The 12151-nt window shown below is 60.0% G+C and carries 10 protein-coding genes and 3 pseudogenes; all 13 read right to left on the bottom strand.

Annotation, left to right across the window (positions count from 1 at the left end):
• Nucleotides 1-2 precede the first annotated feature (2 nt).
• The 13 genes and pseudogenes from RHM58_RS14880 to RHM58_RS14820 all read right to left on the bottom strand — a co-directional run bounded on the left by RHM58_RS14880 (nucleotide 3) and on the right by RHM58_RS14820 (nucleotide 12102).
• A complete protein-coding gene (locus tag RHM58_RS14880) occupies nucleotides 3-998 on the bottom strand; it encodes a major capsid protein (protein WP_322270647.1) in 996 nt (331 codons plus the stop codon).
• 63 nt (nucleotides 999-1061) lie between these two features.
• Nucleotides 1062-1406, bottom strand: a complete 345-nt coding sequence (locus RHM58_RS14875) for a head decoration protein (protein ID WP_322270646.1) — start codon at nucleotides 1404-1406, stop codon at nucleotides 1062-1064.
• A complete protein-coding gene (locus RHM58_RS14870) occupies nucleotides 1403-2557 on the bottom strand; it encodes a head maturation protease, ClpP-related (RefSeq protein ID WP_322270645.1) in 1155 nt (384 codons plus the stop codon). Before RHM58_RS14870 ends, RHM58_RS14875 begins: the two co-directional genes overlap by 4 nt.
• Nucleotides 2554-4034, bottom strand: a pseudogene (locus RHM58_RS14865) (phage portal protein). The gene RHM58_RS14870 and the pseudogene RHM58_RS14865 overlap by 4 nt, the downstream one beginning before the upstream one ends.
• Nucleotides 4034-4240: a phage head-tail joining protein gene (locus RHM58_RS14860; RefSeq protein ID WP_322270644.1), complete on the bottom strand. Its 207-nt coding sequence runs from the start codon at nucleotides 4238-4240 to the stop codon at nucleotides 4034-4036. Before RHM58_RS14860 ends, RHM58_RS14865 begins: the two are co-directional and overlap by 1 nt.
• Nucleotide 4241: 1 nt before the next feature.
• A pseudogene (locus RHM58_RS14855) lies at nucleotides 4242-6256 on the bottom strand (phage terminase large subunit family protein).
• Nucleotides 6257-6260: 4 nt separating this feature from the next.
• Nucleotides 6261-6863, bottom strand: a complete 603-nt coding sequence (locus RHM58_RS14850) for a terminase small subunit (RefSeq protein WP_322270643.1) — start codon at nucleotides 6861-6863, stop codon at nucleotides 6261-6263.
• 164 nt (nucleotides 6864-7027) lie between these two features.
• The gene (locus tag RHM58_RS14845; protein ID WP_322270642.1) at nucleotides 7028-7372 is read right to left on the bottom strand and encodes a phage holin family protein; all 345 of its coding nucleotides are present in this window, start codon (nucleotides 7370-7372) and stop codon (nucleotides 7028-7030) included.
• Between the two features lie 187 nt (nucleotides 7373-7559).
• On the bottom strand, nucleotides 7560-8042 hold the full coding sequence (locus RHM58_RS14840) for a hypothetical protein (RefSeq protein WP_322270641.1): 483 nt from the start codon (nucleotides 8040-8042) through the stop codon (nucleotides 7560-7562).
• A 328-nt stretch (nucleotides 8043-8370) separates the two neighbouring features.
• A pseudogene (locus tag RHM58_RS14835) lies at nucleotides 8371-11069 on the bottom strand (bifunctional DNA primase/polymerase).
• The gene (locus tag RHM58_RS14830; protein ID WP_322270640.1) at nucleotides 11066-11272 is read right to left on the bottom strand and encodes a TraR/DksA C4-type zinc finger protein; all 207 of its coding nucleotides are present in this window, start codon (nucleotides 11270-11272) and stop codon (nucleotides 11066-11068) included. The pseudogene RHM58_RS14835 and the gene RHM58_RS14830 overlap by 4 nt, the downstream one beginning before the upstream one ends.
• Nucleotides 11265-11753, bottom strand: coding sequence for a phage regulatory CII family protein (locus RHM58_RS14825; RefSeq protein WP_322270639.1), 489 nt, complete (start codon nucleotides 11751-11753; stop codon nucleotides 11265-11267). Before RHM58_RS14825 ends, RHM58_RS14830 begins: the two co-directional genes overlap by 8 nt.
• A gap of 139 nt (nucleotides 11754-11892) precedes the next feature.
• Entirely contained in the window at nucleotides 11893-12102 is a 210-nt protein-coding gene (locus RHM58_RS14820) for a Cro/CI family transcriptional regulator (protein WP_223554850.1), read from the bottom strand.
• Nucleotides 12103-12151 lie beyond the last annotated feature (49 nt).

The raw sequence follows: 12151 nt of genomic DNA, 5'->3' as shown, positions 1-12151 counted from the left end.
GGTCAGAGCTCCAGCAGAATCTGTGCGCGAGGTCGGGTGCACAGATGCAGCGGGTTCGACTGGGCTTCACCGGCCATGCCTTTGTTGAACGGCAGCGGCTCAATCATGCTGTAGTAAGGGATTCCCTGAGTGTTGACCGTTTCCATGTAGTCCGCCGGAGCAAACACCGAGATGTACAGATCAGGCACACCCTCAGGAACCAGCAACGCTTTGTCGTCGTGGACGAAAGACACGCCGGCCACTTTGCCACGGTAGCGTTCCCAGATAATGCCGCCGAACTCGAAGCTCTCCCGGGCGTCACCACGCAAGGCCGCTGCCTGCTGGCTGTTGAGGTAAGTCTCCTTGACCGACTTGTGAACGATCAGTTTGTTCCAGAAGTTCTTGCCGCAGAAGGCGCGGGAACTGGTACTGGTCACACTGCCCAGCGCGTCCTCTTGCATGTCCAACGCTTCGCCGCACTTAACCCGCAGCTCAGTGCTCGGGTCCGCCAAGCCCATGGGCAACTTCTGACGCTGCACACCGAAGCGATCATAAAGATCCAGCAGCACAGTCTTACCATCGGCATCCAGGATCAGGCCGTTGAGCGCGCCCATGCGCTGGAATTCATGGGTCGCGTCCAACTGACGACGCGCTTTGGCCAGGCGGGCATTGACCACGTCCTGCACCGCCTGCAGCTCGGTGCGAGTACCGAAGGCACGAATGCCCTGGATCTCGTCGGCCTTGATGGTGAAGCGTTCCGGCAAGTGCACGGTGTTGAACGGGATCAAGTTGCGCTTGCTGGCCGCGACCACCAGACCAGAGCCACCGCGCTCACCGGCCGGCACCAGTGCCAGGGTGTCACCGTCCTTTTCGATCTGTACCGTCAGGGTGGTGATGCCCTCCTCGCGGAACAGGCCCAGGGCGCTGATGCGACCCGGCAGGTAAGGTTGATCATTGAGTGCAGCGGTCAGCGCGGTCACGGTAAACGCTTCGTCGTCAAAAATGGCGATCTCGGCCATGGGTACTCTCCAGAAATGAAAAAACCCACTCAAGGCGGGCTGGGTAAAACGTGACTGAGGGTCCTAGCGGACGATCAGGAAATGGGTGGCCAGAGCCTTTTCGGCATCGAGATCCAGCCCAGTCAGATGCGCTTCGCTGACTTCAGCCAAACGCACCACGGCGCGACCACGGCGAACGACATCCGACTCCCCCAGTGGTCCGAAAAGAATCGCCACGGCGGTCTGCGTGCCGTCTTCGGCGGTTGGGTGGTACGGCGCAAATTCGCCCGTCACCGTGACCAGACCGAGGATCTGCCCTGGCTCTAGCGCCAGGCCTGCGGCAACGTTGATCGATTCCCGCGAAATGTTTCCCGCGCCCTCGGACAGGAGAAATTCACCTGCGTGGATCGGCTCTTTTTTGATGGTCATTGTCTTGCTCCTTTCGCGCCGTGCGCAGTTCCAGATTGAGCCGCTTGTCGCGAAGCCCAGATCGAGGTGGGGTCAGGTTGTTTGGCCAGCACTTTGGGTGCCGGGTCGTTGTCCAGCGGCAGGCTGTTGTCGATCTCAAAGCCCTTGCCGCTGGTGACAATCTTGTCGAACAGACGCGCTCGAACCGCTGCAGCATCCAGACCCGCCGCGACGTACTCGGCACTGAATTCCGGCAATCGTGCCGCCACACAGAGGTCATTCACCGCCTTGGCCCGGGTCAGGCCGGCCAGAACAATCTCTTCGCTTTCGAGCTGGGTCGAGCTGAGCAGCGGCTCGACCAGGTTGCTGATGCCCGCCGCCGTGCAGCGCTGGGTGATCATCAGGGCCAACTTGGCCGAGTCGACTACCGGCGGTACCAATGGTGGATCGACCGGATCCAGCTCCGGATCCGGCTCGGGTGGTTCATCAAGCTGGGCCAGCAGATCAGCCGGTGCGTGCTGGTAACGCTGCAGCACACCACCCTGACCGAGGCAGGCCTTGACCTTGATGCCGTCGCCGACTTCATCGGCCAGGCCCAGCGCCACCGCTTCATTGGCGGTGAGCCAGGTTTCAGCGGCGACCAGCCGCCGCAGTTCGACCTCATCGATGTCCGGCGCCTTGGCCTTGTAGGCCGCAATGATCGCCTCCATCGTCTGATCGAGGACGTCGGCCACCTTGCGGAAATCTTCGGCGTCACCCGCCGCATAGGTCCAGGGGTTATGGATCATCAATATCGCGCTTTCGGCGATGACGACCTTGTGCGCGCCGCACACCGCCACGCTGGCAGCACTGGCAGCCAAGGCATCGATTCGCCCGGTGCAGCGCGCGCCCAAGCGCCGCAAAGCGTTGTGCATGGCCAAGCCGTCGAACAAGTCACCGCCGACGCTATTGAACGCGGCGATCACCTCCGAGACGCCGTCGTCCATGGCACGCAGGTCTTGCACGAACTGATTGGCAGTCACACCCCAGGCACCGATCTCGCCGTAGACAAAGACTTCGATCACCCGCTCGGCTGCGTCACCGCTGGGCTGCACGGCGTACCAGGTTTTGTCCTGAACCTGCACGCGTTGGCCGGCGCGGTTGTAAATGCGCGGTCGCGCTTTCTTGCTCATGGTTGCTCCTTGTCGTCGGTTGTTTCGACGGCATCAAGGGTGTTGTAGTTGAGGCCCAGTGCTGTGGCCCGCGCCAGATCGGCGGCGTTTTCCAGGTCGACCGTTTCGGCGTCGTAACCGGTGCGCAAGACCATCTCGCTACGCGAGGCAAAGCCGGCCTGCACTTCCATCCGTCGAGCCTGTACGTCCTGCACCGGCTGGATGTAGGCCCAGCCTTGCGGCACCCAACGGGTACGCAGGTAGTCCCGGCGCTTTTGCGCGTAATCGCCCAGCACCAGGACACCGGACAACACCGCCATGTCCATCCAGGCGGCCCGCACTGGGCGGCAGAGCTGGTGGACGTACACGCTGAATTGCAGTTGTTCCAAGCGGCGCCGAAACTCGTTGAGCACCACACGTAGCGCGCGGTCGTTGATCCCGCGCATGTCGCCGGTGAGGATCTCGTAAGGCGTACCGGACCCGGCGGCTGCGGCCATCAGTTGTTGCCGCATGAAGTCCGGATAGTTGTTGCCCGCATCCGGCGGTTTGGAGAACTCGACCTCCTCACCCGGCCCCAGCTCCTGCATGGTGCCGGGCTCAAGCGCGACCATCGGCGTGAAGCCGTCACGATCAAGATTCAGCGGTGCGCCGGTCACCGGATCTCTCGGCACCGGTCCAGACTCCGGCGTAGGCCGCTTGATAAAGCCGGCAAACAGGTTGGCCACCTCCTGGCGGAACAACACGGCATCGTCGTAGTTATCGAGGCTGCGCAGTCGCTTGAGCACCGGCGACAATCGCGGCACCCCACGCAACTGACCCGGTTCGACCGGCTCGAAGATGTGCAGCACCTGGGCGGCCGGCACCCGCACCAGTTGGTTGTAGCCGGCGTTCAGCGACGCCGCATCGCGCGGATGCGACAGGTACATCCAGTACGCCACGCGCTTGCCGCCCGGGGTGAACTCGATCCCGGCGCGGATAACGTTGCCGGTTTTGGTGCTCTCGTACTTGTCATGCGGGACAAACTCCGGTGCCAGAATCTGGAGCTGCAGCGGTACCGCCAAGCCCTCATCCGGGCTGCGCGGTCGCAGCCGCACAAAGCACTCGCCCGAGGTTTCAACCGTGCGCGCCACCAGGGCCTGCTGGCCGTAGAAGTCGGTACGATCATCCGCATCCGACTCATCGACCCAATCCCCCACAGCTCCTGCAGCAACTTGCGTAACGCATCATCGTCGGTCGTCGGCCGAGGGGTGATGCCCGTGCCGATAAGGTTGCTGACGCGCTTGTCGATCACGTTGAAGGCATACGGATCATTGCGAACCGCCGCCCGGGAGCGCGACCGCAGGTTGCGCAAGGCCGGGGTGTTGATGCTGTTGATCCCGTTGTCGGGAGCATCCCAGCCAGTGGAGCGGCGGCCCTCTCCGGCGCCTTCGTAACTGGCTTTGATGTTCGACGGCAACACGAATCCGTTACGGGTCAACGTCGGAAAGTGTCGGGCCATTAGAGTCCTTTGCCTCCGTGGTACAGCCGAACCGCACGCGAACGTGGCCCGGCAGCGCTGGCCAAGGACGAACGAATCTCTTCGCGGGCCTTGAGGAGCTCATCGACCGTGCGGTACTCCACGGTGCGGTCGGTGTAGCGCACGGTTTTTTCACCGCGAGCGATGGCCGCCTCAACCGCGTCGAGGTGCTTCTTAGTAAATGACATATCAGCGTCTCTTCAGGTAACCGCTGGTGGAGCTGCGGCGTGGAGGTGGCGTTGCTGCGGGTCGCGTTTGCACGACCGGAACAACGGGTGGTGATGCCGGTTGCCGAGCAGGTGTTGCCGCACCAGGACTATCGACCCGTTCACCTTGAACGGCCTTGATGCCCAGGGCTTCGTCAAACAATCCGGACTGCGCCAGGGACTGTCGCACGCGCTCCCAGTCGTGTTCCTTGTAGCGGTTGAGGCCCAGGTAATGCGCCATGGCCAGGCAATACACCATCAGGTCGAGCGCTTCGTTGCGCTCGGCCTTGCCCTTGACCCATTCGATGCGCTTGTGACCGCGCACGTAGCGCGCGACCTTGCGCTCCGCGACGCACTGGTCAAAGAAGTCGTCCGGCAGGTCATTGGCGAAGTGCAACGCGCCCGGCCCGGATTCGAACGGGTAGCGGTTGTAGATCCAGTCTTTCGCCGTGTCGGTACCCACGAACCAAAGCTCGGCACCGTTGCGTTCGGTCTGACCCTTCCAGGTCACATCGACCATCGATGGCCGCTGAGCAATGACCGGTTTGCCGGGTTTGCTCGCGCCCTTGATGGCAAACACGTTGCGCCAGCGGCGAACACGGCAGAACTGGTAGACCTCATCGGTGTGGTGACCGCCGGAGTCGACAGCGGTGGCCAGAATGCCCAAGCCAACACCACACGGGTGGCGATATTTAGCCTTGAGCAATTCATCCAGCGCCGCCCAGGTGCGTTCGTCTGCGGGATCGCCCGAAACTATCTGGAAATCAACAACCCAGCGCTCCATGCCGGCCCCCAGCCCATGGCCATGAACTCCAGCCGGTTGGCCTGAACGTCGACGGCGCCGGTGATCATCATCACCGCCGCCGGCAGCGAGCCGAGGGTAAAGCCCTCCAACCGCGCCCGCTGTCTCAGCACGTCCGCTTTGGTCTGCTCTTGAGCCGCGTCCCACACCTTCGCCAGACGGGTGTTGTAGAACACCTGCATGGGCTCAAGATCGCCTTTGGCCTGGGCCTTTTTGGCCTTCTCGAATTGCTTGGCCAGCGACTTCCAGTCCATCCAGCCGAGCGGCGAATACAGCGCGTTGAGGTGGAAGCCAACGGTCTCGCCGTCGCCCTCGGCATGGGCGCGCCATTCACCGTTGGCGAGCATTTCTCCCTTGTGGTATTCCTCGATCAGCACATCACATTCAGGCCCGGCGCACTGGTAGTGCACCACGCAGAAGTCCATCGAGTAGTGCAGCCGTTCCCACTCAAGGATTTGCATGTGCCCGCAAGTCGGGCATGGCACGTAGTAGTGACGCTGGTCGCTGCCATCAAACAGGTCGGAAATCCGCGAGGCTCCCTTGATCGTCGGCGAGCTGGAGAAGTAGAACTTGGCGTTGCGGCCAAAGGTACTGCCCCGGGTTTCCGCCAGTTCGATGGGGTCGCCCTCTTCGCCGATGTCCACTTCCCAGCGGTCGATTTCGTCGCCGTAAACGTAACGCGCCGACAGCTCCGACAGGTTGGCGGCTGAGCCGGCGGTGGTGACATACAACGTGCCACCCTCGAACTCCTTGGTGTCCATGGTGTTGCGCGAATCCCGCGAGCGGTTGGCGGCCACACGTTCGCGCAGCACCGGCGTCGCTTTGATCGTTTTACCGATCCGCGAGGACACCCGTTTTGCAAGGCCGAGACTTGGCAGCAGCGCCAGGATATTCGACGGTGCCATGTGCATCAGGCCGCCGATCCAGTTCAAACCGATCTGGGTTTTCATCAACTGCGACGCGACCATGGTGATCACGCGCTTGCAGGGGTGAGCCGGCGACAGACAACGCATGGGCTCGCGGGCATACGGTGTGCGCGAGGTGCGGTACTGGCCTGGCTCAGCGGCACCGGTGTCACGCGGGATCCGCATGTACTCATCGGCCCACTGATCGATCCAGACGTCCGGGTCGGGCCGTAGCCCACGGAAATACGCCTCGCGGTACACCTCTGCACCGTCAGGAATTTCCGTGGGCATGGGCTTAACTCGTGGTCAGTGCGTGTTCAAGGTCCGCTGAAGACATGCGTTCGGCGTCTTCCAGCGAGCGGCGGATCGCCGCCGTGAGGTGCTTTTCGATTTCCCAGGGGTCGGTCATCGATGCCAGTTCCGGAGCCAGTTGCGGAGGCATCCCCAGCAGTTGATCGCGCAGCATGCGACCGGCGTTGTAGGCACCGGTCTGAACCGCCGCCAAGGCCACCAGCGAGCCCTTGGCCTTGTGCAACTCGATCTCGGCGAGCTGTGCCAGGTTGTGCTCGCGCAGTGCGCGGGCCTTCTGGAAGTCGGGGAGCTGCCCCGCAGGGGTGATCGCGAGCGGCGGCGCAGCCATTGAAGTCGGCTCGGCCTGACTGGATAGCTGGCTGTAAACGTCACGCTGAAGCCGGTCTTGGTGGTGGCGGTCAGCGACGGCGGTCTTGCTAGGGTCAGCGGTGTCGCGAATCAACGCTTCACTGGCCGTGACATCGACCTGTTTACCGTCAGCGGTCAGCACCAGGCGGTTGTTGTTTTTCAACCAGGTGATGTAGCTGGGCGCCCTGCCGATCCGAGCCGCGAAGGCGCTCTTTGACAGGTACATTGGTTCTGTCATAAGCCCTCCTTTTCAACGGCTTTTCAATGGAACCTTTCGATTTCAATGGATTGAATTTCAGTAAGCTGGCAACCCTGCCGCTAACAATTTCCCGCGGGTTTCCGACCCCGTACCCGCCGAATAACCCCAGGGTCCCCGGCGGTTTTCGGAGGGCCGGTGCGATTTCACCCCTGTTCGCTGCTAGCAGGTGGCACTTCGGAAACGCCCAGCCGCTTGGCGGCCCAGCGTTCGTAAAGCCCGATGGCCACATCGGCGCCGGCCATCGCGGTCAGACAACCCAAGCTGCCGGCCGTCCAGATCGTCATGCCCGCCCCAATCATCAGCATCATCGCCGACACCCCGCAGACAATGCAGGCACCGGACCGAAGTGCCAGGCGCCGTAACAACGCCCAGCCCCGAGCCCCATCCTTGTCGGCTCGCCACATCTCACCGGATACGCCGCCGACCAAGGCCAGAACGATCACTAACCAGATCGGCATCTCTGCCAGCGCTTGCTGCTCATTTGTCATGTTGTGCCTCAAGTGGAAGAGCGTGCCAAACACAAAAGAAAACCCCGCCGGAGGGCAGGGTTTTCAGTGTCGAGGCGCTTGCCAGGACGGTGCACAGCACGTGCTCGGGGAAGCGCCGAGGCGCAGAATTCATATCGTGGTGACTTTTTACCCCCTGAGTACGGAACCGAAAAGAGGGTATTTTCGGTTAACCGGCTCGACGCAACTTTGACGCAACTTTGAGGAGACTTTGAGGTAAAACGCCCCGACCAGCGGTAAGCCACTTACGTGCGTCTTTGCGCTCGGCCAGCACCTCAAAGAGTCGCACATGAAGACTGTGCACAAGGTCGTAGTAGGTTTGCTTCGCCTTGGACACATACCCCAGCTCATGCATCTGCGAAATCCAGGTCGGTGCCGGGTCGTCGCCATAGCGCAAGACCGCCAACTGTTGCAGCCTTTCTCCCCGCCCATCTTGTCTGGCGATCTCGGAAAGAGCCGCACCGATTTCCTGAGCAACTGCATCAGGCCCCGCACCAGCGCCCATAATGATCCGAGAACCGGGAGTGCCGCGCGGTGCACATCCGCCCCACTCCATGATCGTTGCCATCGGGCTACCCATGCCACCGGCCTCGCCGTTCTGGCGGCACTGCTCGCCCCAATGCTTCAGCAACAACTCCATCGCCTCAATCATTGACCTTCCCCTCGAAAAACCGAACCCGACACAGAAAAACCACAACCCAACACAAACCCAACACAAATAGATCCCTTTAAATTCAATACCTTTATCGACTTTGAGTTGAGTGTGTTGGGTTTGTTGGGTTTATCTGTCTTCGCATAAGAAAAAAAACCTCCCCTCGCTTTCGGTTCGAATAACGTCATGCATGCGCGTGCGCGATACGAAACCCAACACACCCCACACAACACCCGCAACCCCGCATATTTCAATGCCTGAAACTGTGTGGGGTCTCCAGAATGGACCCGACACACACTCAACACACCCAACACATTTTCAAAGGTAGTCATGCAGCAATCGCCTTGATGTGGTCCCAGCTGTCCACATGCCAACCCGCCAGCTTGGCTTTGGCCCGCCAGTGTTCCACCTGCTTACCGAGCTCGGCCGCCTTCAGTGATGGGGGCGGGGAAGCATCCGGATCAACAGGAAAGAAGAACGCACCAAAACGACGGTTGTTGCCATCGGTCCAGGGGATAGCACGCGTTTTATCGACCTCAGAACTAATGAACAGTGAGAATTTCGTCTGACTCATGACGTGTTCTTTATTGCGCTGGCACCATTCAAGAAACAGTGAATAAAGGTCAGTCGACAGACATGGCCCCCAAAGACCGTGTCCCAGTTCACTGTACTTCCACAGGTGCAGAAACGTTTGCCAGCCGGCTCGACTCAAGGCGACCAAGCGCTCACGCGCATCTGTTGAAGGCGGTCGCGTCCGTTGGTTGAAATCACCCAGATCAATCGACAACAACCACCCATATAAAGCTGCAACACCGCCCTGCTCCAGCTCCCGCCCAATAGCCTTCTGGCGTTCGACTGGCAGGGTTTCCATGGGCCACATCACCAGCATGCGCCGATCACTTTCGCTGATGGGCCATGGGAGAATTTCGTTGCTCAGGAACACCGCGTTCATGTGGTTGGCTTCTTCCCAGCCATTGATGAACTTCGACTCCATTCGTACCGTTTTGCCGGTGATCAGGTGCTTGATCTTGCCCACTTGGTTGTAACGCTGATCGCGGCTGACAACCTCCTCGAACACTGACCACAACTTGCGGCTTTGCCAGGCGTTGAAGTTGCTTTCCAGCTGAGTCTGGCCGACCGTCGCGGCGTACTGGCCGTAAAGCATCCCGAGCGCATCAGCAAACAGAAGGCTCTTACCCGAGCCCTCCATGATCGAATGCATCAGCACGGCGGTGTCCATCTTGGCGCCCAGGTGCTGCAGCGGATATGCCAACCAGCGAATCAACCAACTGGCCGCCGCTTCGTCGTGGTTGCACAAGAACGAAATCAGCCAGCGCAGATTGGCGCATGCTTCGTCATTCCTGAGCGGCTCCAACGGCAGGCCATCAAACGTATTGATGTACATCGCAGGGTCCTTGGTCATCGTCGGGTCAAACACGATATGTTCAACGTCGACCGTGCGCCGGTCGCTGCTGTTCAACCACAGCGGATAGGTATCGCCCAGGGCCATCTTCACTGCACCTTCGGCAATGCGCCGCTTCTTCTCCCGATCCCAAACGTCTTTGGTGCCATCGATGTACACATAACGATCAGTCGGGGACATGCCCAAGGCACCGCCTTTTTTGCCCGCCATACGTCGAGCTTGTTCAATGTCGCGAACGTGATCGTCAGAGATCAACCGCTTGCCCATGTCATCCAGCCAGGTTTTGGCCAGCGGTTTGCCGACCCGCGCTTCGAACGCCGCCTTTTTCATCACCCGGGACTGGTCGCAGTCCCACACGTGCGTGGTCCCCTCGACTAAAGCGAAACGACGAAGCAGATGGTCAAGCGTCAGCGCCTCCCCCGCCCCCCGTCAGAAGCAGGAGCGGCGTCACCCGGGGCATCGGCATCAACCGGGCTCGGCCCGCTCAAATCACCGGATGGGGTCGGAGGAAGATCACGCGGATCTGGACGCGAGGAGTGCTGCATACCCAACATGCGCGCAGCATCCTTTACTGCCTTCGACTGCTCACCGCCGTGCTCGAGTAAACAGAACACCTCGAAGGCATCATTCTGATGGCCGTTCGCGAGCGGATCGGCACCGTGGTGCGAGTAGACTTTGCCTTCGCTGATCGTCACACCGGGCAGGCCGGTACTGCTTTGCGGGTAAAGCCACTTGCTGCCCCGCTTGACGTAGCCGTGGGTGCGCAGGAGCTCTTCGACGTCGTGGCAGTTGTTGAATTCATCAATCACCGACGGTGCCTTACCGCCCGCTATCGCTGAACGCTTGGTGGCTTTCGAGGGCGGAGTTTTTGGTTTGATTGCCCACGGGCATGCCGCTTCAGCATCACGCTTGAAGATGTCCCAGTTTTGCCAAATAGCCAACAGGTCGCTGGTCAGCGTCGGCAAACCGTCCATAGCGTTCGGTGGTGTTTTCCAGGTGTAAGGCTTGCCGGTGCCCGGATGAATAGATGGAGGAAATACGTCCTGCACTAGGCCTGCGCGCAATTCAAAAACCGTGAAGCGCTTGAATGGATCAGCTTCCGCACGTGCAGCAGCTTCGCCAGTAACATCGCCCCGCTCTTTAGCAGCCTTGGCGTTGTCCATCAGACCTTTGAAAATCGACCCGTCAGGGTCATTTTCATTTGGCCAGGAAAGAGAGTGCCGGGTCAGCTCAACACCATCTGGCAGTTTGAACAGCACCCGGAAGCGCGCGGGGTTACCGACGATGGTCGGATACACCACCGCCATGGCATCCAGATCGATACCCAGAAGCTCATACAGCACATGACGCGTCCACTGAACGTCATCGACGTCCAATGAACAGACACGGCTTGGCCCGAGCACGACACCGAGATTGTGGTTCGGATTTCGTTGCCAGAATGCTTCAGCTGTAGCGGCGTCAGTGATGTAACCGCCCGGCTTATTCCATCCCAGACCTTTCGGAGCTTTTTCACCTGGCTCAATGGATACCAGGGCGAGATCGAAAGTGTTGATGTAACGCTTTGCCCATGCGGAGGTAGCTATTCCTTTGGCCGCCTCACTCATCGCCGGGCCTCCCGCAACTCCTGACAAGGGACGCAGGTTTCGCAACCTTCAATTTTCTGCTGTCGAAGTAACGGGATGGGGTCATCGCAGTCCTCGCAAAATTGAGCGCTTACACGGGTCGTAGGTATGCGGCGACTGCGATGAAGGGCAACGTCGAGCAGGTATTGCGCCTGATCGTTAGCGCGGTCGATATCATCAGCCATTGTTGCGATCCTCCATCGCCTGACGCGCACCGGCCATGATGCCGAGGATTTCGCGGATCACATCCATACCCTGCTTTTCGAGGACTTTAACTTCGTGAAGCTCCCAGATGTTATCGGCGGCGCCGTCATGCATTGCTGCAACGAACTCTCCCGTCTCGCTGAGCAACTTACCTACGGCTTTCAGTGCATCGCGTGTTGCTGGGACCGGCACCGGTCGGTACCAAACCGCACCCGCTGGCCGCATCAATGCATCGAGCAAGCGCGAGTCACCGGTCAGCCTGATTACTTCCTCAAGCTCATCCGGGTTCAGCCAGCGGCGCTCCTCATCAAGCTTGAGTTTCTTTTGAAGGGTGTCGTTATCCAATACCATGTCAAAGGCAAGGGCGGTGATCCCGCCCTTGTAGTCACGACCAGCGCGATAAATCGCTTGGCGTAGAGGAAGAACCGGACCCGCGTCCGGCAAAAGATCTGTGCGACTCATAAACCGTAAATCCCTATTTACGGTGTAGCCATAGGCCAGGGCAAACCCTATCCTATGACCACGACCGATGTGCATATGCTGTGTATCGTCGTAGTCGGGCTGGGGGATTCTTTGGTGAGAGGCCCCAGCTCGACACCTTTTAAGCCGCCTTGGGCTTGCGGCGCGATCCGATTGGACGAATCTCTACCGCTGAACAAGCCCCTTTCTCGTCGACCCGAACTCGAATATCCCGAGCCGAGTTGAGCATTTGAGAAACAGCGCTTTGCGATACCCCAATAAGTAAAGCCAGTTCTGGTTGAGTCTTACCCTCGGCAAAATCTTCCAAGGGAATTCCTATTTCGTTAGCCATCCACGTTTCCTCGAATGGGCGTTGCGGTATGGATATTAGTGTTACTTCT

Origin of the sequence: Pseudomonas sp. 10S4, from assembly GCF_034344865.1 — a bacterium.
In the GTDB taxonomy this organism is placed as follows: Bacteria; Pseudomonadota; Gammaproteobacteria; order Pseudomonadales; family Pseudomonadaceae; genus Aquipseudomonas.
Note: the sequence above shows the minus strand (reverse complement) of the source record. Positions and strands in the feature narration are given on the sequence as shown.

Bases quoted from the DNA above. Each gene is read 5' to 3' on its own strand.
- RHM58_RS14820 (WP_223554850.1), bottom strand. From the start codon at position 12,102: ATGGCTAACGAAATAGGAATTCCCTTGGAAGATTTTGCCGAGGGTAAG.
- RHM58_RS14825 (WP_322270639.1), bottom strand. From the start codon at position 11,753: ATGAGTCGCACAGATCTTTTGCCGGACGCGGGTCCGGTTCTTCCTCTA.
- RHM58_RS14845 (WP_322270642.1), bottom strand. From the start codon at position 7,372: ATGACAAATGAGCAGCAAGCGCTGGCAGAGATGCCGATCTGGTTAGTG.
- RHM58_RS14840 (WP_322270641.1), bottom strand. From the start codon at position 8,042: ATGATTGAGGCGATGGAGTTGTTGCTGAAGCATTGGGGCGAGCAGTGC.
- RHM58_RS14860 (WP_322270644.1), bottom strand. From the start codon at position 4,240: ATGTCATTTACTAAGAAGCACCTCGACGCGGTTGAGGCGGCCATCGCT.
- RHM58_RS14870 (WP_322270645.1), bottom strand. From the start codon at position 2,557: ATGAGCAAGAAAGCGCGACCGCGCATTTACAACCGCGCCGGCCAACGC.
- RHM58_RS14850 (WP_322270643.1), bottom strand. From the start codon at position 6,863: ATGACAGAACCAATGTACCTGTCAAAGAGCGCCTTCGCGGCTCGGATC.
- RHM58_RS14830 (WP_322270640.1), bottom strand. From the start codon at position 11,272: ATGGCTGATGATATCGACCGCGCTAACGATCAGGCGCAATACCTGCTC.
- RHM58_RS14880 (WP_322270647.1), bottom strand. From the start codon at position 998: ATGGCCGAGATCGCCATTTTTGACGACGAAGCGTTTACCGTGACCGCG.
- RHM58_RS14875 (WP_322270646.1), bottom strand. From the start codon at position 1,406: ATGACCATCAAAAAAGAGCCGATCCACGCAGGTGAATTTCTCCTGTCC.